At 37.7% G+C, this 20,935-nt stretch carries 18 protein-coding genes; 14 read left to right on the top strand and 4 right to left on the bottom strand.

Annotated features, from left to right (window positions below):
• Position 1 precedes the first annotated feature (1 nt).
• Entirely contained in the window at positions 2-2,392 is a 2,391-nt protein-coding gene (locus AB6811_RS11835) for an AsmA-like C-terminal region-containing protein (protein ID WP_369490678.1), read from the bottom strand.
• A gap of 158 nt (positions 2,393-2,550) precedes the next feature.
• On the opposite strand from AB6811_RS11835, the gene AB6811_RS11830 reads away from it, so the two are divergent.
• Genes AB6811_RS11830 through AB6811_RS11810 form a run of 5 tightly spaced genes read left to right on the top strand, consistent with a single transcriptional unit; the run spans position 2,551 to position 8,447 of the window.
• Entirely contained in the window at positions 2,551-4,689 is a 2,139-nt protein-coding gene (locus AB6811_RS11830; protein ID WP_369490677.1) for a tetratricopeptide repeat protein, read from the top strand.
• A gap of 5 nt (positions 4,690-4,694) precedes the next feature.
• Positions 4,695-6,332 carry an ankyrin repeat domain-containing protein gene (locus AB6811_RS11825; protein ID WP_369490676.1) on the top strand — a complete coding sequence of 546 codons (1,638 nt, stop codon included), beginning with the start codon at positions 4,695-4,697 and terminating at the stop codon, positions 6,330-6,332.
• Entirely contained in the window at positions 6,329-7,348 is a 1,020-nt protein-coding gene (locus AB6811_RS11820) for a hypothetical protein (protein ID WP_369490675.1), read from the top strand. The genes AB6811_RS11825 and AB6811_RS11820 overlap by 4 nt, the downstream gene beginning before the upstream one ends.
• Complete coding sequence (locus AB6811_RS11815; protein WP_369490674.1) at positions 7,341-8,021, top strand: rhomboid family intramembrane serine protease; 681 nt, start codon at positions 7,341-7,343, stop codon at positions 8,019-8,021. The genes AB6811_RS11820 and AB6811_RS11815 overlap by 8 nt, the downstream gene beginning before the upstream one ends.
• A gap of 45 nt (positions 8,022-8,066) precedes the next feature.
• On the top strand, positions 8,067-8,447 hold the full coding sequence (locus tag AB6811_RS11810) for a bactofilin family protein (protein ID WP_369490673.1): 381 nt from the start codon (positions 8,067-8,069) through the stop codon (positions 8,445-8,447).
• A 77-nt stretch (positions 8,448-8,524) separates the two neighbouring features.
• On the opposite strand, the gene AB6811_RS11805 is transcribed toward AB6811_RS11810, so the two are convergent.
• Positions 8,525-8,653 carry a hypothetical protein gene (locus AB6811_RS11805; protein ID WP_369490672.1) on the bottom strand — a complete coding sequence of 43 codons (129 nt, stop codon included), beginning with the start codon at positions 8,651-8,653 and terminating at the stop codon, positions 8,525-8,527.
• Between the two features lie 155 nt (positions 8,654-8,808).
• On the opposite strand from AB6811_RS11805, the gene atpB reads away from it, so the two are divergent.
• From atpB to atpG, 6 genes are read left to right on the top strand one after another with little or no spacing between them, the layout of a single operon-like run.
• Entirely contained in the window at positions 8,809-9,894 is a 1,086-nt protein-coding gene (gene atpB / locus AB6811_RS11800; protein WP_369490671.1) for a F0F1 ATP synthase subunit A, read from the top strand.
• 18 nt (positions 9,895-9,912) lie between these two features.
• Positions 9,913-10,170, top strand: a complete 258-nt coding sequence (atpE, locus tag AB6811_RS11795; protein WP_369490670.1) for an ATP synthase F0 subunit C — start codon at positions 9,913-9,915, stop codon at positions 10,168-10,170.
• A gap of 11 nt (positions 10,171-10,181) precedes the next feature.
• Positions 10,182-10,676 (top strand): F0F1 ATP synthase subunit B, encoded by a 495-nt coding sequence (gene atpF, locus AB6811_RS11790; RefSeq protein ID WP_369490669.1) that lies wholly within the window; start codon positions 10,182-10,184, stop codon positions 10,674-10,676.
• A gap of 2 nt (positions 10,677-10,678) precedes the next feature.
• The gene (gene atpH, locus AB6811_RS11785; protein ID WP_369490668.1) at positions 10,679-11,233 is read left to right on the top strand and encodes an ATP synthase F1 subunit delta; all 555 of its coding nucleotides are present in this window, start codon (positions 10,679-10,681) and stop codon (positions 11,231-11,233) included.
• A 3-nt stretch (positions 11,234-11,236) separates the two neighbouring features.
• Positions 11,237-12,823: a F0F1 ATP synthase subunit alpha gene (atpA, locus tag AB6811_RS11780; RefSeq protein WP_369490667.1), complete on the top strand. Its 1,587-nt coding sequence runs from the start codon at positions 11,237-11,239 to the stop codon at positions 12,821-12,823.
• A 9-nt stretch (positions 12,824-12,832) separates the two neighbouring features.
• On the top strand, positions 12,833-13,711 hold the full coding sequence (gene atpG, locus AB6811_RS11775; RefSeq protein WP_369490666.1) for an ATP synthase F1 subunit gamma: 879 nt from the start codon (positions 12,833-12,835) through the stop codon (positions 13,709-13,711).
• Positions 13,712-13,753: 42 nt separating this feature from the next.
• Here atpG and AB6811_RS11770 read toward each other — a convergent pair whose 3' ends face one another.
• Positions 13,754-15,484, bottom strand: a complete 1,731-nt coding sequence (locus AB6811_RS11770; RefSeq protein ID WP_369490665.1) for a Na/Pi cotransporter family protein — start codon at positions 15,482-15,484, stop codon at positions 13,754-13,756.
• A gap of 175 nt (positions 15,485-15,659) precedes the next feature.
• Between AB6811_RS11770 and AB6811_RS11765 the strand changes: the two genes are divergently transcribed.
• From AB6811_RS11765 to AB6811_RS11755, 3 genes are all read left to right on the top strand, one after another.
• Positions 15,660-18,011 carry an efflux RND transporter permease subunit gene (locus AB6811_RS11765; protein ID WP_369490664.1) on the top strand — a complete coding sequence of 784 codons (2,352 nt, stop codon included), beginning with the start codon at positions 15,660-15,662 and terminating at the stop codon, positions 18,009-18,011.
• Between the two features lie 12 nt (positions 18,012-18,023).
• The gene (locus tag AB6811_RS11760) at positions 18,024-18,998 is read left to right on the top strand and encodes a polyprenyl synthetase family protein (RefSeq protein WP_369490663.1); all 975 of its coding nucleotides are present in this window, start codon (positions 18,024-18,026) and stop codon (positions 18,996-18,998) included.
• Positions 18,999-19,077: 79 nt separating this feature from the next.
• Complete coding sequence (locus tag AB6811_RS11755; RefSeq protein ID WP_369490662.1) at positions 19,078-19,917, top strand: universal stress protein; 840 nt, start codon at positions 19,078-19,080, stop codon at positions 19,915-19,917.
• Here the strand turns inward: AB6811_RS11755 and mnmH are convergent.
• Complete coding sequence (mnmH, locus tag AB6811_RS11750; RefSeq protein WP_369490661.1) at positions 19,892-20,932, bottom strand: tRNA 2-selenouridine(34) synthase MnmH; 1,041 nt, start codon at positions 20,930-20,932, stop codon at positions 19,892-19,894. The genes AB6811_RS11755 and mnmH overlap by 26 nt on opposite strands.
• Positions 20,933-20,935 lie beyond the last annotated feature (3 nt).

Here is a 20,935-nt window from a genome sequence, read left to right as displayed (position 1 = left end):
ACTAGTTTTTTAGGGTGTCAATTTGCTCATCCCACTCCAGCATGTAACCCACACCTACATTACCATCAGTTTTTTCCTTAGGTTTTATTTGAGGACTATTTTGTATAGAAACGCTATCGGTTTGAACGGTATTGTGTATTCCGGATTCAAAACCTTTCTTGTTTATCCATTCAACCTTATAGCTATCGTTTTGGCCAAATAGTTTCAAGTATAAATTTATAGATCCATCGGTAGAGGAATGAAAATCAATCTGATCGGATTTCACAAACTTTCGTTTTAACAAATTACTTATGTTAATCCTAGCAATATACTCGTATCTGTTGTCAAAATCGTGAACCCCCGAAACATTCATTAGCAAGACATTGGATTTTATATCCATATTAGGAATAATAATCTTACGATTTTCAATAGTTATCTTATTTTTCAAGGTATCAAAAGCAATAACCTTTACCTGGTCCAGGTTTAGCCATTTGGACAATTCCTTAATTCTGTCCATCCCTTTCAGTTTTCCTTGAACCACTTGAACATCAGAGAATAGTTTAAGGGAACCCATTTCAACATCGCCTTTCTCATTTCTTTTGAATTGTATATTCATAATGCCCTTAAACCGTCCCGAAAGATTATCGGCTGTAATGTAGCTTTGACCCCAGTTATCAAAGTTTTTGAAAACATTTTCAATTGAAACATTGCTAACCCAAAGGTATGTGTGAACTGAATTGCTATGTGATTTAAATCTACCAGAAACGTTGCCATCAAAGCAATCGGCAGTAAAGTAATCTGCTGAAATTGTGTCGCCATTAATTATTCCGTTGGCTTTTAGGCTATTAAGTTTTAAACGATTGTATGTAGCTCTTTTAAAATTGAGCATAAATGACATTTTTGGTAGGTCAACCCCTTGGGTAGATGTGTTGCTAGTTCTATCAGTAATTAGATGAACTATATCGTTGTAATCTATATGGTTACCGTAAAGATATATGTTTGGTGAATACCTTTTTTGGGTATAGGATTCCAGGAAATTGGCTTGATTAATATTAAAGTTTACATCGGTTGAATCGGATTTAAAGTGGCCAGCAATGTTTAAATCGTTATTAATCGCTATAGTTCCTTTAACCAAAGGCTGATTAAATGAAATGTTTTTCTTGTTTTCGAAAACTAGATCGGATTTAAGAAGTAGAGGAGTAATACTTTCCGTTTTTGGGGCATACGATATTAATGCTTTAAATAGACCTGTTGTTTCAATATCAATTTCAGGGTTTTGTATTCTTAAATTGTGGCTAACATAACCCTTAGCTAAAATTACCAAGTTATTGAACCCTTTTATTTTGGCGTTAAAGCTAATTTTGGAGTTAGTACTTTCAATAGATGCTTTAGGAATATAGCTGAAGTGCTTTGAAAAATTGTTAGTTAGTAAAGTATAACCCTCTAAATTGGTTATGGTTGTCTCTTCGTTTTTAGCTATCCATTTCAATTTATTGCTATTATAGTTAACCTGAAAGGTATCAACTTTTTCAAAACCCGATGATAGCCTAAGGTATGCATCTGCTGTAATTAATCCCTTTATTTGGTCAAAACTTTCAAGATACGGCAAGTACGAAAGATCTTGTGCTTGAAACCGGTTTGATTTAATCCTGAATGCGGCTAACTCACTGTTTAAATCATAAATTCCCGAACCGTTTATACGTAACGATTTAATTGATGATTCTAAATTATAGATATACAATTTAATATCACTTTTTTCTATATCAAAATTTAGCTGATGCTGATTGGTAATTTTAAAATATTCACCTACGGTAGTTTTACTCAGCTCGCTTTGAATGGATAATAGCAACTTTGTATGCTCCGTTTTGAACTTGATGTTTAAGTTTTTCCCTGAGCAGTTTAGCACTGTTTTACTTACGCTATCTAACAATTCAAAATAAAAATTTTTGAGACTAATCCCCGAAATCAGAACGGCAACAGAGCTTTCAGAACTACTATCATTGCTACCGAAAAATTCTTCAGGGTAATTGGTTTGCCATTTTATTCTTGCATTGCTTACGCTTATGTTCTTAATATCAATTTTACCTCTTAGTAATTTAAAAGGGGAGATGCTAATCTGAAAATCATCTGTTTTTAAAACAGTGTCGGATTTAGAGTTTAGGTTAATTACTAATACAAAATCGGTAAATGAGTATGAAAACCTTGGAAATGTTTTAAGGGTATTAACCGAAACGGAACTATAGGTTAAGGATAGGTCGGGATACTTGTTAAGATTTTCCCTAAGGGTGTTTATAATGTATTCTTGCTTGAAAAACAAAATTCCTGCACCTGTGAGCACCAGAATAAGCATCAGTAGCAGGAGCAAAATAATGATTCTAAAAATTCGGCGATATATTTTTACCAATATTGCCATATATTTGTTATTAGTTGGGTGTAATTTTATTTGTTGCGAAATTATGCTATCTTTCCAAATGAAGGAATTTTTTTGCCATGATGTTTAAAAAGATATTATTGCCTGTTTGTGCCATTCTGTGTTTGCATTTGGTTGCACAGCCGCAGAATGCAGATTCCATGCTGCTTCAATTATACCAAGAATCGAACGACAGCTTACGTGTACTTATTCTGCAAAAAATAGCCAGGGTTTATGAAGTAAATGAGAACAACCCTGTTCTAGCAGAAAATTACCTACTTGAGGCTAAGCGTTTGGCGGAATCAATCAAAAGCAATTACCTCCGAATGGAGGTATATACCTCGCTTGGTGTGCTATACCGAAACATTTCAAACTACGCTAATGCATTAAAGTTTCATAACGATGCGTTAGATCTTGCAAAATCAATCGACGATAAACATCAACAGGCAAAATCGCTCAATAACCTTGGAGTGGTTTATCGCCGGCTCGATAACCACGCTTACGCCTCTGAGTATCATCTAAAGGCCTTAAAGTTGGCCGAAGAGATAAAGGACACATTCAATATTTCAGTGGCCTGCAATAGCCTTGGCAACATTTTTTCGCTAAACGGACGCTACGATGAAGCCTTAGAATACTTTCAGAGAGCCCTCTACCTCTCCCAGCAAACAAAAAACCTGCTTGGCCAAGCTATGAACTTTAATAATATTGGCGAGGTTTACGAATTTAAAGGTGATTTTATTAAGGCAAAGGATTACTACTCAAAATCGCTTGATATCAATTACCAAATCAACAGTCAAAAAGGTATAGCTATCAACTTTAATGCATTAGGCAAAATCGAACTTTACTTAGGAAATCCATTAAAGGCTCAAGATTATTTTACTAAGGCGCTTGTAATAGATAAAAAGCTCAACGATAAAAAGTTTATAGCCGATAGCTACATTAACTTAGCGCGGGCCCAGTTACGGTTAAACAATGAAAGGAGTGCCTACGAAAATGTTTTTGCATGCCTCAGTATTGCCAAGGAAATAAAAAGTTTAATTCATTTTCAGCAAGCGTATGAGGTTTTATCGGATTACTACCAAAAGCAAAATGAATATAGCAAAGCGCTCGAGTACTTTAAACTATCATCAAGCTACAAGGATAGCGTTTTAAACGAAAAGAATAGCAGGCACATATCTACCATCCAAACACTATACGAGACAGAAAAGAAAGAGAATGAAATTAAGCTATTACTTCAGCAGCAAGAGTTAAAGCAACGGGAAATTACTAGAACTAAAATTCAAACCTATGTCCTATTGATTGGGCTTTTGCTTAGCGGGGCCATGTTGCTGGTTATTTACTTTGCCTTGAGGGATAAGCGAAGAACTGCCGAAAAGCTTGCAAGGCAACTTGAGGAAATTGAGCTAAAAAATGTGTTGCTCGAAGAGAAAAATCAGGAGATTGAGCAGCAAAAGCAAGAAATTGAAAAAAATAAGGATTTCATTGAACAAAAGAATAAAAACCTGGAAGAAGCCTATAATATTATTGAAAGTTACATTCAGAAAATTACCGATAGTATCAGATACGCCGAGCGAATTCAAGAATCTATTCAGCCTCCAATAAGTTTTGTGAAAAAACAGTTTTCCGATACTTTTATTTTTAGCCGTCCAAAAGATATTGTTAGCGGCGATTTTTACTGGATGCTTCCCAAGGGAAATAAAGTATTCTTTGCCTTAGCCGATTGCACAGGGCATGGCGTTCCGGGTGCTTTTATGAGTATAATTGGTATCGATTTAATAAATCAGGCAGTAAACCAACACATGCTTTACAAAACTGACGATATACTTTCATTCATTGACGATCAGCTAATTAAACGACTTAGTAAGTCCAAAAATGAAATGATTCTTAAAGATAGCATGGATATTGCTGTATGTGTGTTTGATAAGGAAACCTATCTACTTGAGTATACCAGCGCATTAATTCCTTTATTCCTGCAACGAAATGGCGATGTTCAAGAGCTTAAACCCGATTTTGTAACACTTGGAGCCAAATTGGCTGGTGCAAGCAGCAAAAATTTTACTGTTAAATCCATTAAACTTACTCCTGGCGATTGGTTATACCTCACATCCGATGGGTATTTTGATCAGCTTGGTGGCGATAACCATAAAAAGTTCATGCGATCAAGATTTAAGGAACAACTCGTATTGACCTCAGGTATGGATGGTGTTTCCAAATGCACTCATTTTGAGAAGACCTTTTTGTCATGGATGAAACGAAATGAGCAAATAGACGATGTATTGCTTTGGGGAATAAAATTTTAAATAAGATGAAATTTAAATTAGCATTACATCTTCTTGCATTTACCCCCTTTTTATTTGTTCATGGTTTTGCTCAGGACAACACAAGTAATGATTCCTTGGTTGTAAGTTTTATTAATGAAAACAACATTACTAAGATAGATAGTTTAATTAAAGTAAATGGTATTAATAAAACCTATTTTAATAATTCGCACACACTTTTAACCCTCGCAATTTCTAACTCAAATTTAAATCTTGTAAAGTATTTAGTTGATAGAGGCGCCAATGTAAATATTGTGTTAAACACACTGTCACCGTTAATTCAGTGTGCAATATACGATAAGGATACTATTGCTGAATACCTGCTTACCCACGGAGCAATAGTTGATGTCTATAACATTCAACGCAATACTCCATTACTTTATGCAGCAAGGGTTGGCTCTGTAAACACCCTTAAAGTATTGATGCATTTTAGGGCAAATCCCTTTTTCCAAAACTTTCAGAACTACAACTCTCTTGAGTACGCCCTATCATTTGGCAAAACCGAGGCGGCTAACCTTCTTCGTGATTACATGGTGGCATACTCCAAAGGAATTTACCCATCCTGTTTCGATGGGCCACATGTTGAGAGAATTAGTAAACGCCGAGCCAGGGTCTTTTACCTGGTTAATGACAGTATAAATTCAAAGGTTTATGTCGAATCAAAAACCTTTAGGATCACTAATGGTGTTATTTCCTTTAAGGGTTTTTATGCTACTGATTCAATTAATTACACTGTTAACTTCAATAAACCAAGTAAGTATTCCGAAAAAGAGACGGTAATAAATTCAAAAGCTAAAATATTTGCAGTTGGCGATGTTCATGGTGAATATGACAGTTTAGCAAAGTTGCTGGTTAATAACTCAATAGTTGATAAAAATCTAAACTGGATTTTTGGCGATGGGCATTTAGTTTTTATTGGCGATTTGGTTGATAGGGGCGAACGCGTTACTAACGTTCTTTGGTTTGTTTATCGACTAACAGAGCAAGCTGAACTATCGGGTGGGCGGGTTTACACATTGATGGGAAACCACGAGGCAATTATATTGAACAGCGACAATCGCTATGTCCATGAAAAATATCAAATATTAACACGTGGAAATAAAATATCCTATTCTGATCTTTTTTCCAATAACGTTTGGCCCGGTGCTATGGTCCGAAACTTTAAGGCTGGAATAGTAATTGATAGCATCCTCTTTGTTCATGCTGGAATATCGTACCAGCTTGCGCAAAAAAATATCCCATTGGTACGAATGAACCAGCTACTTGATAAATTGTATAACCCCGACAATTCTTTTTTAATTGACCCCGATGTTTTTCTTAATGAGCTCAACCTCATTTTTTCTGAATATGGTTTACTTTGGTACAGGGGTTACTTGCTACAAACTCCCACAATACCTAAAGCAACTCTAAGTGAAATTAGCTATGTGTTAAAAACATATGGGGCAAACCAAATGGTTATAGGTCATACTGAAGTTGATAGTATTGCTCCGCTTTATAGTGGAATGTTATTTCCAATCAATGTTCCTTTTGCCCGCAGGGGTATTTCACCCCAAGGGTTACTCATTGATGAAACCCGAAAGTTTTGGAGTTGTTCAATAAATGGTCAATGCACCTTAATTAAATGAGTTGGATTAGGAAAATAATACAAATATTTATTTTGTGCATCGTAACTTTAAGTTCATATGCACAAGGGAATCTATTTGAAGAACAATCAATTCTGGAAATTGAAATAATTGGCGATTTAAAAGAACTATTCAACGACGTTAACCCCCACAACGCTCGTTATCACAACATTATTATTTACTATCTCTATGCTGATACCTCTGTATCGCTTCCAGCCAAAGCCATGACGCGAGGAATCTTTCGACGCGATAAATCAAACTGCAAAATACCTCCCCTTGCTATTAAACCGCAAAAGATTAACGATCCAATATTTAACACATCGCAAAGGATAAAGCTTGTTAATCCCTGTATGAACACCCAACGTGCCCAGCAACATATAATAAAGGAGTACTACGCATACCGTATCTATAACATACTTTCGGACTATAGCTTTAAGGTACGATTAGTTAGGCTAATATATCTTGATAGGTTTGGCAAGTACAAGAATTTCATCACCTATGGAATTTTGATTGAACCTGTAAAATGGCTGGCAAAGCGAACAAACACTAAAGAGATAGAGACACAAGGGATTATTCAAAATGCCACCTATAGACCGGTTCTTGACGTAATGACGATGTTCCAGTACCTTATTGGCAATACCGATTGGTCAGTTCCTAAACTACATAACATAAAATTATTTTACCACGATTCTTTAACCTCAGTTATACCAGTTCCGTACGATTTTGATTTTTGCGGATTTGTGACCCCCCCCTATACAAAACCTCCCGAAATTATTCCAATTACCAATGTTAGAGAACGCTACTATCGAGGCAATTGTCGCCAAATGCTTGAATTGAATTTTACCATTGACTTTTTTATAAGGAAGAAACCTGAAATAATGAATCTCATAACTGCCGATTCGCTTTTAACAGTTCGGAATAAGAATGAAATTTTAGAGTACATCGATATGTTTTACAATACCCTGTCGGATCCTAAGCTTGTCAAAAGAGAATTTATTGATAACTGTAGAAATGAGTGATGCTATCCTAAAAATTGAACGAACTCGATTCAAGATAAGCCTCCAAATTGCTTTTCTGTTTATCCTTTTGATATGGCTAGTCAAATTGGTAGAGATAATTGAAGGCACATCGTTATATCGGCTAGGCCTTCAACCCCGAAGTTTTTCAGGCTTAATTGGAATATTCACCGCTCCTTTAATTCACTCTGACTTTAATCATCTAATAAATAACACAATAACAATATTTATTTTAATTGCAGGTTTAGTTTATTTTTACAGAGATTTATGGTATAAAATACTTTCACTAAGCTGGTTGTTAAGCGGAATGATGGTTTGGATTGCTGCTCGCACTAGTTACCATATTGGTTCCAGCGGTATTATATATGCTATTGCATCGTTTATCTTTTTTAGTGGAGTTTTTCGCAAGAACATAAACCTGATGGCAATATCGCTTTTGGTTGTTTTTCTTTATGGAGGCTTGGTTTGGGGCGTACTACCAATATTCCCTCAAATTTCGTGGGAATACCATTTATTTGGAGGAATAACAGGTGCAATACTCGCTTTTGTTTACCGAAGGCAAGGACCTCCTCCACAAACCTGGAGCTGGATGAGCGAAACTGCTGATGATGCTGAAGAAACTTCAGAATATTGGGAAAGTGAAATTTTTGACGAAAGCGATAAGGAAAAACTTTAAACGGAATTTTTATATTTGTAATTCTAAACATTAAACTTTTTACCTATGGCAAAAATAAATGAACCCGAATTTAATGCTAACAACATCAACCTGGTTGGATTTGGCACTGAAATCAATGGCGATATTAAAAGTAGTGGCGATTTGCGTATTGATGGCATTCTGGTTGGTAACCTCAATGTTAAAGGCAAAGTTGTTGTTGGTGAAACCGGTAAAATAAAAGGTGAGTTGGTTTGCAAAAACTCAGATATTTCAGGTGTTGTTGAGGGTAAAATCACTGTCGATGAGCTATTATCGCTCAAATCATCGGCTCGGATAAATGGCGATATTACTGTAGGTAAACTTGCTATTGAACCCGGTTGCAAGTTTACAGGTTACTGCAATATGCTAGGAATGGAAAGCAAAGAAGTTACTTTAGGGCAAGAGTAAACTCAAATGGGTGTTAAAGTAAGATTTTCTATTACTCTTTTAATCATAGTGTTATCCTTACTTTTGGTTCTATGGTTTTATACCAGCGATACATTAGTAAGGATAACTCCTTTAATTCCATCTTCTTTAAGTTTTATTGCCTTCTCCTTAATTTCATCAAAGTCTGTATTGCCCCGAATAAAGTATGTGAGCAAGTATTTTATCATTAAGTCAATCAATGTTTTAGTAAACCTCGTAGCTGTCTTAGTAATTTTTTTAGCCGGTTTTAGTCACAAAATTCTGTTGGTTATCGTATATTTGATATCGTATCTGGTTTTACTTTTGCATTTCACATACTTTATTGTAAAGGATAGGAATACAAGTGAAGAAAAGAATTAACCTATCGGTTTTAATTTTATTGTTACTCATTGCCGCAAGCATAAATTGCGCGCAAGCTGACGAAGTACACAAAAAAGACTCTAAGGGGTTTAATACTGCCGAATTCATATTTGACCACGTAAGCGATTCGTATGAGTGGCATATACTTACCGTAAATCACCATCATATTAGCATTCCGCTTCCAGTAATACTTTACAGCAAAAAAACAGGCTTGCATGTATTTCTTTCCAACAAGTTCCATCATGATCATGGCGTTTATAAAGGTTTCAGGATTGAGACAGAAGGAAAACTTAAAGGTAAAATTGTGGAGTTAAACAATAGGGGAGAAGTTGACGAAACCAATCCATTACCCTATAATTTTTCCATTACCAAAAATGCCTTTTCAATACTATTCACATCAATTTTGTTGGCTTTAATTTTCATTGGCATAGCCCGAAGGTATAAGAAAGATCCCGATTCACCACCCAAAGGTTTACAAAATGTTTTTGAGCCATTTATAATATTTATTCGGGACGAAATAGCAATCCCTTCTATAGGAGAGAAACGCTATAACCATTTCATGCCCTTTTTGTTAACTCTTTTCTTTTTTATATGGTTCTCAAATCTTTTGGGTCTTATTCCATTGTTTCCAGGGGGGGCTAATGTTACTGGTAACATATCCGTAACCATGGCTCTTGCGCTTTTTACTTTTTTTACAATTAACCGGCATGCCAACAAAGATTACTGGAAACATATAGTTAACCCACCGGGTATACCAACATTTTTGAAGTTGCCCATACCAATCATGCCCCTGGTAGAGTTTATTGGAGTATTCATCAAGCCATTTGTTTTAATGGTCCGTTTGTTTGCCAATATTCTTGCTGGGCACATGGTAGCTACGGTTCTGCTTAGCTTGATTTTCATTTTTTCTTCAATGATAGCTTGGTTAGGATTTGCCGTTGCACCCATTTCTCTGGTTTTCCTTATATTCATGTCGTTGCTGGAATTACTGGTTGCCCTTATCCAGGCATATGTTTTTACTTTGCTTACAGCCCTATATATTGGAATGGCTACAGAAGAACATCACTAACAACTTAAATATAAAACTATGAATACATTACTAATTTTACTTCAGTCAATCGATGGCGCATCAATTGCAAAATTTGGCATTGCATTGGGTGCAGCAATAATTGTTTTAGCCGCAGGACTGGGCATTGGTCGCATAGGCTCTTCGGCTCTAAAGTCTATAGCCCGTCAGCCTGAAGCCTCAGGCGATATTCGAACCAATATGATTGTTTCGGCTGCGCTTATTGAAGGGGTTGCATTTTTTGCCCTTATTATACTTATTGTGGCGTTATTTGTATAAAACTTTAACCTATGGGTCTTGTTACACCCGACTACGGCCTACTCTTTTGGGCTTTGCTATCGTTTGGGGTGCTGCTTTTCATTCTTAAAAAGTTTGCATGGAAACCCATACTGCAGGCCTTAAAAAGCAGGGAGGAAAGCATAGCTCGTTCAATGCGCCTTGCCGAGCAAGCTCGTGCCGAGATAGAAAAATTGCAGGAGGAAAGCAAGCTTATGGCCGAAAAGGCTAGGCAAGAACGCGAACGCGAAATTGCCGAAACTAAAGCTTTGAGGGAAAAACTACTGGCGGAAGCCAAAGAGCAGGCTCGCATTGAAACCCAAAAGATGCTCGACAAAGCCCGTGAGCAAATTCTTTTGGAAAAAGAGGCCGCCAAAAAGGAGCTTTATGCCACTGTTGCTGAGTTAACCATAAGCCTAACCGAAAAAGTTTTGCGCGCCCAGCTTAAGGATAAAGAAAAACAACAGGAGTATATTGAACGTTTACTCGACGAAATACCTAAAAACTAAAAATGAGTTCCGGATCAATAGCATCGCGTTACGCAAAAGGGCTTTTTGAGTTCTGTCAGGAAAACAATGAACTTGAAAGCATTTATCCCATTATACGTCATTTGCTTGAAATCCTCTCTAAAGAATCGAAACTGCACGAAGTGCTTGAAGACATTACTCTTACCCCTGACGAAAAAATTAGTCTGATTGAACGCGTTTCCGGAAATACTTTACCTAAAACATTGAAACAATTTATTGCCTTGATTATTAAAAAGAATAGAACTGATATTTTATTCAATGTTCTTTTGATTTTTCGTCGTATTTACCTTAATAGCAAAAATATTCTTGACGTGGAATTGCTTATGGCCGATGAGTTAACACCCCCAGCATTGGAAAAGATTAAGGCAAAAGTGGCAAATACCTTAAATTCGGCTTGTGAAATTGACGTTAAGGTTAAACCTGAGTTAATTGCAGGATATACATTAATTGTAAATGGTAAGGTTTTCGATTCGAGCGTAAAGGGGCAACTTAGCTCTGTAAAGAAAAACTTGCTAGAGAAAAAATTTGATAACAGGTAAGCTATGGCAGGAATAAAACCTTCCGAAATAACTCAACTCATTAAGGATGAACTTGCGGGTATTGAGACCAAAGCAAGATTTGAGGAGACTGGCTTTGTTTTACAGGTAAGCGATGGTATAGCTCGTGTTTTTGGGCTAAACAATGTAAAGTCAAACGAACTGGTTGAGTTTGAATCAGGAGTTAAGGGCGTTGCCCTTAACCTTGAAGAGGATAATGTTGGTATAGTTCTTTTGGGACCCACCGAACAGGTTAAGGAGGGTGACAGGGTTAAACGGCTTGGCGAGATTGCCTCAATTCCAGTTGGTGAGGGACTTTTGGGTCGAGTGGTAAATACTCTTGGCGAACCAATTGATGGTAAAGGACCAATAGCGGGAAAGACTATTATTTTGCCACTGGAACGCAAAGCCCCCGGAGTAATATACAGGCAACCCGTAACCGAACCGTTACAAACCGGTATTAAGGCTATTGACTCAATGATTCCCATTGGAAGGGGACAGCGAGAGCTTATTATTGGCGACCGCCAAACCGGAAAAACCGCTATTGCCATAGATACCATAATAAACCAAAGGAATAACTACTTAAAGGGCGATCCTGTATACTGCATTTATGTTGCTGTTGGACAAAAAGGATCAACGGTAGCAAGCATTGCTAAAACGCTTGAGGATAGCGGAGCAATGGATTACACCACCATTGTTGTTGCCACGGCTTCCGATCCTGCAGCCATGCAGTTTTATGCACCATTTGCTGGCGCTACTATTGGTGAATATTTTAGGGATACTGGTCGGCATGCTCTGGTTGTTTATGACGATTTGTCAAAGCAAGCTGTTTCGTATCGCGAGGTGTCGCTTTTGTTACGCCGCCCTCCAGGGCGAGAGGCTTACCCCGGTGACGTTTTTTACCTGCATTCCCGCTTGCTGGAGCGTGCAGCAAAAATTATTGAGTCTGACGATATTGCTTCGCAAATGAACGATTTGCCATCTGCACTTAAACCTTTGGTTAAAGGTGGAGGTTCGCTAACCGCATTACCAATCATTGAAACCCAGGCAGGTGATGTGTCGGCATATATACCTACAAACGTAATCTCTATTACCGATGGACAAATATTCCTTGAGTCGAACCTGTTCAACAACGGTATTAGGCCTGCCATCAATGTAGGTATCTCGGTTTCACGTGTTGGTGGGAAAGCACAAATAAAACCCATGCGCAAGGTTGCCGGTACTCTTAAATTGGATCAGGCTCAGTATCGAGAGCTTGAGGCTTTTGCCAAGTTTGGCGCCGATTTAGATGCTGCTACACTTGCTGTTCTGGACAAAGGGGCAAAAAACGTTGAGATACTAAAACAGGGTCAATACCAACCTTTGCCTGTTGAACTGCAAGTTGCAATCATTTTCTGCGGAACAAAAGGTCTGCTTAAAAATATCCCCGTTGCAAAAGTTCGCGATTTTGAGAAGGATTTCCTTGAGCGTTGCCAGCTTTTACTAAAAGCGGAGCTGGAGCAAATAGCTAAGGGCGAATTTAATGACCAAATTGCCGATATGCTATCAAACCTAGCCGAAGAGGTTGCAAAAAATTACACGGAATTTAAATAAATTTCTCGGATGGCCAATTTGAAAGAAATACGAACCAGAATAGCATCGGTAGCTTCCACAAAGAAGATTACCAGTGCAATGAAAATGGTTTCGGCAGCTAAATTCAAAAAGGCACAAATTAATGTGTTACGTTTTAGGCCTTTTAACGACCAAGTAAACAATATATTACAATCATCAATTGAATTTATTGGTTCATTAAGTGGCGATTATGTAAACGAAAGAAAACAAGTAAAGAATATCGTTTTGATTGTTATCACCTCCAACAATAGCATGTGTGGAGCATTCAATTCAAATATCATTAAATACTCAATTGAGCAATATAAGTCTATATCGGCTAGACACCCAAGTGCCAGGGTAACATTCTATACTTTAGGTAAAAAGGGACACGAAGCACTAAGCAGAAGGGGTTTTAATGTGATTGAGCTAAACCATAAAATGCTTGATAAACCTAATATTGAAAATACAAAAGATATTTTTAATACCCTGGTTAACGAGTTTAAGCTTGGTTCAGCCGATAAAATCTTTCTAATTTACAATATGTTTAAAAGTGCTGCATCGCAGCAGCAAGTAGCAGAGCAGTTACTTCCAATAAATATATCAAGGACAGCTAAAAAGGCAAATAAAATTAAACCAATAATTGAACCTAACCCACAAGTTTTGGTTGAGCGTATTTTACCTTACTATCTTTTGAACAAGATCCATTCGGCAATTCTTGAAAGTGTTGCAGCCGAACACGGCGCCCGTATGACAGCCATGCATCAGGCCACAGAAAATGCTGTTGCATTACACAATCAGTTACTCCTTGAATACAATAAAGCACGCCAGGCTGCAATTACTAAGGAGATTCTTGAAATTGTATCGGGTGCAAATGCATTGAGCAGTAAGTAAAAAAGCGGGCTACAGCCCGCTTTTTTATATCAGCTAATTAAACTATTTGCCGGTAGGGTAGGATTTATGCTTTACCGGTTTTTCAATTTCAGCAATTGCCTCAGAAACATTTATGATGTAATCGCCCATTTTTTCGGCTTCGTTAAATAAATCGCTATAAATAACGCCAGCCTGATACTTGTACTTATTGGCCTCAATGCTTCTGATATGATCCTCTTTAAGAAAAATTCGGAACTCGTTGATCTTGCTTTCAACCTCATAAACTGGGCCTAAGTTAATGGAAACGCTTCGCTGGCTAATTTCAAGATTCTCCTTCATGATGTTATAGGCCTCATCGAGCATATCAAACAATTTGTTTAGGTTATCGCGCATTTCCTGGTTAAACCAAACCTTTTGTTCACGCTTGCGTTTTAGGGTTCGGGCTAAAGAAAAGTTGCTATCGGCAACCGATTCAATTTCGCTAATTATTCTGAATAAAGCCTGGAGTTTACGTGAACTTTCATCGCTAAGTTCGTAGGTTGAAACCTTGTTAAGGTAAGTGGCAATTTCTACTTCAACCCTATCGCTTATTCCTTCGTATTTTTCGATACGCTGATAGATACTGTCGAACTCCTTGTCGTTGGTTTCATTAAAAAGTTGACGAACAAAACCAAACATTCGGTGAGTGCGCTTGGCAAAAGTAATAACCTCTTTATGCGCTTGCACCAATGAGAGCTCGGCTGTAGTCATTAACCCGGCATTGATGTGAACCAACCTAAACTCTTCGTCCTCTTCCTTTTTCGAAGGGGTTATCCAGGTTACCAGTTTAACGAGCAAAGGTGTAAACCAAACGAGTACGAAGGTGTTTATCAGATTAAACGATGAGTGGAAAATGCTAAGGGCAAAGGGTATCTCAACTGTATCGGTATAAGGCGATTTACCTGTAATATCAAATAAAACATTAGCAATGGTTCGAGTAAATGGAAAGAAAATTATCAACATCCAAATTACTCCAATTACATTAAAAAAGAAGTGAGCTCTTGCTGCACGTTTGGCTGAAACGTTACCGATAATTGCGGCAATATTTGCTGTGATAGTTGTTCCAATATTCTCACCAAGCACCATGGCTGCTGCAATTTCAAATGAAATCCACCCCTGGTTGCACATAACCAGCGTTAATGCCATGGTTGCACTCGACGATTGAATTACTATGGTTAAAAGCGAACCAATGCCCAGAAAGAGTATTACAGACAAAATGCCCATATCGGTGTAATTGGAAAGAAATGCAAACATCTCCGGGTTTTGATCTACTCGCGGTACCGAATTTTTAAGAAATTCCAAACCAATAAAAAGCAATGAGAAGCCAATAAGAAACTCTCCCCAAAACTTGAGGTTTTGCTTACGGGAAAAAAGGAGAGGAAAACCCACTCCAATTAGAGGGATTGCAACAAGTATAATGCTAAACTTGAAACCCAATAGCGATATTAGCCATGCCGTTACTGTTGTACCAATATTTGCACCCATAATAACGCCAATAGACTGAACCAACGATAGCAAACCGGCGTTAACAAAGCTAACAACCATAACAGTTGTAGCCGATGACGACTGAATTACAGTTGTAACAAGAAAGCCAGTTATGATTCCCATAAACCTGTTGGATGTCATGGAACTCAAGATGGCACGCATCTTATCGCCTGCTACCTTTTGGAGCGATTCGCTCATCATTTTCATTCCGTAAAGGAATAGTCCCAACGAACCAATTAAGTTCAAAAGATCAAGAAGTCCGTAATTCATTGGTATATTTTGGTTTAAATAACTAGAAATTATTAAAAATCGGAACAAATTTTTGCAAAGGTAACTTTTACCTGAATAAATCAAAAATCAATATTTTATGTATTGATTAGCTATAGCTGCAACAACATATTCATATTATTTCTAATATTGCTGATTGAATCTTAAAAGTAAAATAATGTTTCATAAACTTGCCCGATTTATTCTGAAGAGACGGTTCATCCTAGTGTCTATTTTACTGGTATTTACTTTGTTCATGGGTTGGAAGGCAAGTAAAGTAAGGCTGTCATACAAACCCATCCCCCTTGTTCCAAAAACCGATAGCATATATATCCAAAACGAGAGATTGGCAAAACTTTTTGGAAAGGGTGAGAATATTATGGTTATTGGGGTAACGGATTCAGCCTTTTTTAGTAGCGATAGAGTTTTGCTTTGGGAGAATTTGTCCAATAAAATCAAGCAAGTAGATGGTGTAGAAAACGTTTTCTCCGTTATCGATATTATTACACTTGAAAAAGATACTATTACCAGGAAGTTCGTTGCTAAAAAGTTGCTGGATAACCTTAATACGATTAGTCCGGATTCCCTTAGTAAGCAGGTTAAAAACCTACCATTCTATAAGGGATTGCTTTATAATGCTGAAACCAACACCTACCTAATGCTTATAACCCTGAACAGAGAAAAGATGACCAGGGTAGACCGCATTAAAATCATAAACCAGGTAAAGGAAGCATCACAAGAATACGAGGCTAGAACCGGAAACGCACTCCACTACTCTGGCTTACCCTACATAAGAGCAGTGGTTGCCGAAATGATTAAATACGAAATGTTCCTATTTGTTGGCCTTGCTGCTCTGGTTACTGCAATTATTCTTTTAGTGCTTTTCCGCTCATTCCGCGTGCTATTTATTTCTTTGGTGGTAGTGGGTACTGCCGTAGTATGGTCGTTAGGTTCGCTTACCCTTTTCGGTTACGATTTAACATTGCTAACTGCAGTTGTGCCTCCATTGTTAATAGTGATAGGGGTTCCCAATTGTATCTACCTAATTAACAAGTACCATCATGAAATAGCCCATCACCGCCATAAAATCAAAGCTCTTTACCGGGTTATATACCGAATTGGTAGTGCAACGTTTTTAACCAATTTAACCACTGCATTGGGTTTTGTAACATTTGTTTTCACTAAAACACAAATTTTACGGGAGTTTGGTTTGATTGCCTTTTTAAACGTTCTAGGTATTTTTCTTATTTCATTAGTTGTTATACCTTTCTTCTTTAGCATAAGCCCTACACCCAAAGCTCGACACTTAAGTCATCTTAATCGAAATACTTTTAAACAAGCGGTTTCACGTATAGTATTAACCACCTATTACAAGCGCAAATGGGTTTTTGCCATTACGGTTTTTGTTTTGATTATTGGAATATTTGGTGCTTCGCTCTTGAAGGCAAACGGTTACATGGTTGATGATGTTCCCCATAATCACCCGGTACAGCGCGACTTGAAATTTTTTGAAAACCATTTTACGGGGGTTATGCCTCTTGAAATAGTTTACAACACAGGAAAACCTAATGGTTACCAAAACTATTCCGTATACCAAAAAGTTGAAAGATTACAGGAAAAACTAATCGATTACCCAGAGCTTTCCAAACCTTTTTCAATAGCCGAGATGGCAAAATTTGCCCGGCAAGCTTACTATAACGGTAATGAGAGCCAATACCGGCTACCCGGCCCCTTTGAACGAGCATTTATAATGTCATATATTCCTCGAAGCATTGGTGTTAGTGATGTTTATGCCCGAATGACCGACTCAACCGGCCAGTATGTAAGGATAATGTACAATGTGGCCGACATTGGTTCTGAAAAAATGAGCATTTTGTTCGACAGCATTAACAATGACATTAAGCAGGTTTTTGAAGATGAGCATACAAATGTTCATATTGCTGGGGCAAGCGTAATTACTACCTATGGAATTAAATATTTAGTACAAAGTTTATCATCGAGCCTAATTCTTGCTGTAATACTTATTGCCCTTGCCATAGCTTGGTTATTCCGTAAGTTTAGAATGGTACTTTTTGCCATTGGAATAAATCTTATTCCGCTAATACTAACTGCTGCCACCATGGGTTTTCTTGGTATAAACCTAAAACCAAGCACCGTAATTGTATTTAGTATTGCTTTGGGTATTGCTGTTGACAACTCAATCCACTTTCTTACAAAGTATCGTCAGGAATTGTATTTAACCAAGTTCAATATCAAAGAGTCAATATTTCATGCAATTCGTGAAACGGGTATTAGCATGATTTATACGTCAATAGTATTACTTTTCGGATTTAGTGTGTTTATTGCTTCACGGTTTGGTGGTACAAAAGCACTTGGGCTTTTAGTTGCCATAACCCTGCTGTATGCCGTTATTACAAACCTATTTGTACTTCCCTCTTTTTTACGTCAATTTGATAAACCCAAGCCATTAAAACCCGAGGAGGAAGAACTTGTAATGGAAATGAGTAGCGGTTTCGACGACGAAGAGTAAAAATCAACCAGAATGTATACACTTGAATCAATAAACCAGAAAGTTGACTCAGCAATTAAGCAGCTTGATTTAACAGGAGAGCCAAGAAACCTCTACGAGCCAATAGCATACATAATGGGTATGGGTGGTAAGCGAATTCGCCCGGCTCTTGTACTTGCAGCGTGTAATCTTTACTCTGAGGATATTGACCGAGCGTTACCAGCAGCTCTAGCTGTTGAGATTTTCCATAATTTTACTTTGGTCCACGACGATATTATGGATAACGCTGATATGCGTAGAGGGTTAGTAACCATTCATAAAAAGTGGAATCCCAATATTGCAATTCTTTCAGGGGATGCCATGACAGTGCTAGCCTACAAGTTGCTTGTTCAGGTTGATAAGTCGATTTTGCCCGAGGTGATTAATATTTTCAACTCTTTTGCCATGGGTTTATGCGAGGGCCAGCAAATGGATATGGATTTTGAGTCGGACATCATGGTTTCTCGCGATGAGTATCTTAAAATGATAGAGCTAAAAACATCAATATTACTTAAAGGGGCTCTGCAGATTGGTGCAGTAATTGGTGGTGCAGGCAGGAATGATGTAGAGCTTATTGGTGAGTTTGGCAGGTCGATGGGATTGGCTTTTCAGCTTCAGGACGATATGCTTGACTGTTATGGCGATTCAAGTACTTTTGGTAAACGCATTGGTGGCGACATTGTGGCATCAAAAAAAACCATGTTAACCATTATTGCAGCCGAAAAGCTAAATGGGACACATAGAAACGACTTTATTGAGCTATACAACAACAAATCATTGCCTGACGAGTTAAAGATTAGCAAGGTAATGGATTACTACAGTAAAGCGGAAGTTCAGCAGGAAATGGTAAGCATTATCGATACATACTTTAATAATGCCACGCAGGCCATCAATCAGCTTAAAGTAAGCGAATCCAGAAAAGATGTGCTTAATCAAATATTAACAAAGTTAATTGGCCGAAAAAATTGAAAATTGGGTTAAAGGATTGATTTTAAATTAAAATTTAGTAAATTTAACTACCCAATTTTAGAACTAAAATGTAAAACCTATGGCAGAAAATATTAACAAATATCTAATTCCTTGGGACTTTACCCCTGTTGCAGAAAATGCACTAAAGCATGCCATAAAGCTGATGAAGCTTGCTAAGGAACCCATTGAAATCAACCTAGTTCATGTTATTCAAACCGGCGGCTTATTCAGTAAAAGTAAGTTTAGCGAGGATGATGCAAGTCAAAAGCTGAAGGACGATCAGCAAAGAATAGTAAACGAGTATGGCGTTGAGGTTAAAACTCACATTTTAGAGGGCAATATTTTTGATACTATCAGCGAGTTTGCCAGTGAAATAAATGCCGAAATGGTAATTATGGGTACCCATGGAATAAAAGGGGTACAAAAGTTAACAGGAAGTTGGGCTCTAAAGGTTATTGCCGGCTCCGAGGTGCCATTCTTAGTTGTTCAGGATGAGCCCGATATGACAAAGGGATTTTCACATATTGTTATGCCCGTTGAGTTCAGGGATGAGGATAAAGAGAAAATTCAATGGGGAATTCGTTTTGCTAAGCTGTTTGGCTCAAAGATCCATGTGATTGTACCCAATGCTTTCGATTCAGGCGTTCAGAAAAAAATTAACAATAACCTATCTTTTGCCAAAATGCATATAGAATCCAGTGGTCTGGACTGGGAAATTCATAATGCCGCAAAGGGCAAAAGTTTTCAGGAGGAAATTGTTAACCTGGCAACCGATATTGAGGCCGAATTGATTATTGTGATGACAACCCCTAATATCGACCTAACCGATTTTGTTTTTGGAGCCCAGGAGCAATACGTTATTGCCAATAAAGCCAAAATCCCAGTACTTTGCATTAATCCGGGAACACTGGGTGTTTAATACTTTTACCAACCGACGTTAGTTTTACAATCATATCGTTGCTTGTACCATCAAAGGTTAAAAACTTTGGTGGTATTTTCTTTTGCTCAATTCCGTAACGATAGGTCTTGTCGTAATATTCCAGCGTAATGGCAATAGCATCGCGCAGATTTCCCGACTCGATATACTCAATACAACGTTTTGCCTTTTCTAACCCCAAGCGCTTTTGTATTCGCAGAATCGAGTTAATTAAGTCCTGTTTATCGCATGCCGTGTAGTCGCTAATCAGCCTGTCGATTCTACTATTTAGGTCAGCTTCAACAATAATGGTTGGACTATTAATAATTTGGTTATAAATTGATAGTGGTATAAAAATTGAACCAATACTTTTACTCTCATCCTCAATCCAGATAGGCAGTGCAGGGTTTAACTTTCGTAGTTCATTAAAAAGTAGATTTTCAAAGTGCTCAGTGGTGGGTTGCTGCGGTTGGTTTATCCAGCCGAACGCAGAACCCTTGTGGTTGGCAAGCCCTTCCAAATCCACAACCTGCTCGTCGTTTTCCTTAAGCTTTTTAAGAAGTTCGGTTTTACCGCAGCCGGTCATACCGCCAAGGACAATAAATTTATATTTCTTATCGAAAGCAGCCTGAGCGTATCGCCTGTATGACTTATAACCACCTTCCAACGTAAAGGGCTTAAAACCAGCTAAGCCAAAAAGCCAACTCATGCTGGCACTTCGCATTCCACCACGCCAGCAGTAAACCAGAATGTTTTTTTGGTTAACCATTGAACTTAATGAATCAACAAACCAGTTTAGCTTAGTAGCAACCAGCTCAAGTCCCAGTCTAACGGCTTGTTGTCGTCCTTCCCTCACATATTTAGTTCCTACAGCAGCGCGTTCCTCGTCGGAAAAAAGGGGAATATTAAATGCACCTGGAATATGTCCACGAGCATATTCCGAAGGTGAGCGCACATCAACAACGGGGTAAATATCTGATAGTTCAATAAATTTATCGATACTAATGGTTGAAGCCATTTT

This window comes from Tenuifilum sp. 4138str (assembly GCF_041102575.1).
Taxonomy (GTDB): Bacteria; Bacteroidota; Bacteroidia; order Bacteroidales; family Tenuifilaceae; genus Tenuifilum; species Tenuifilum osseticum.
This window is presented reverse-complemented; position numbering and strand designations above follow the sequence as displayed.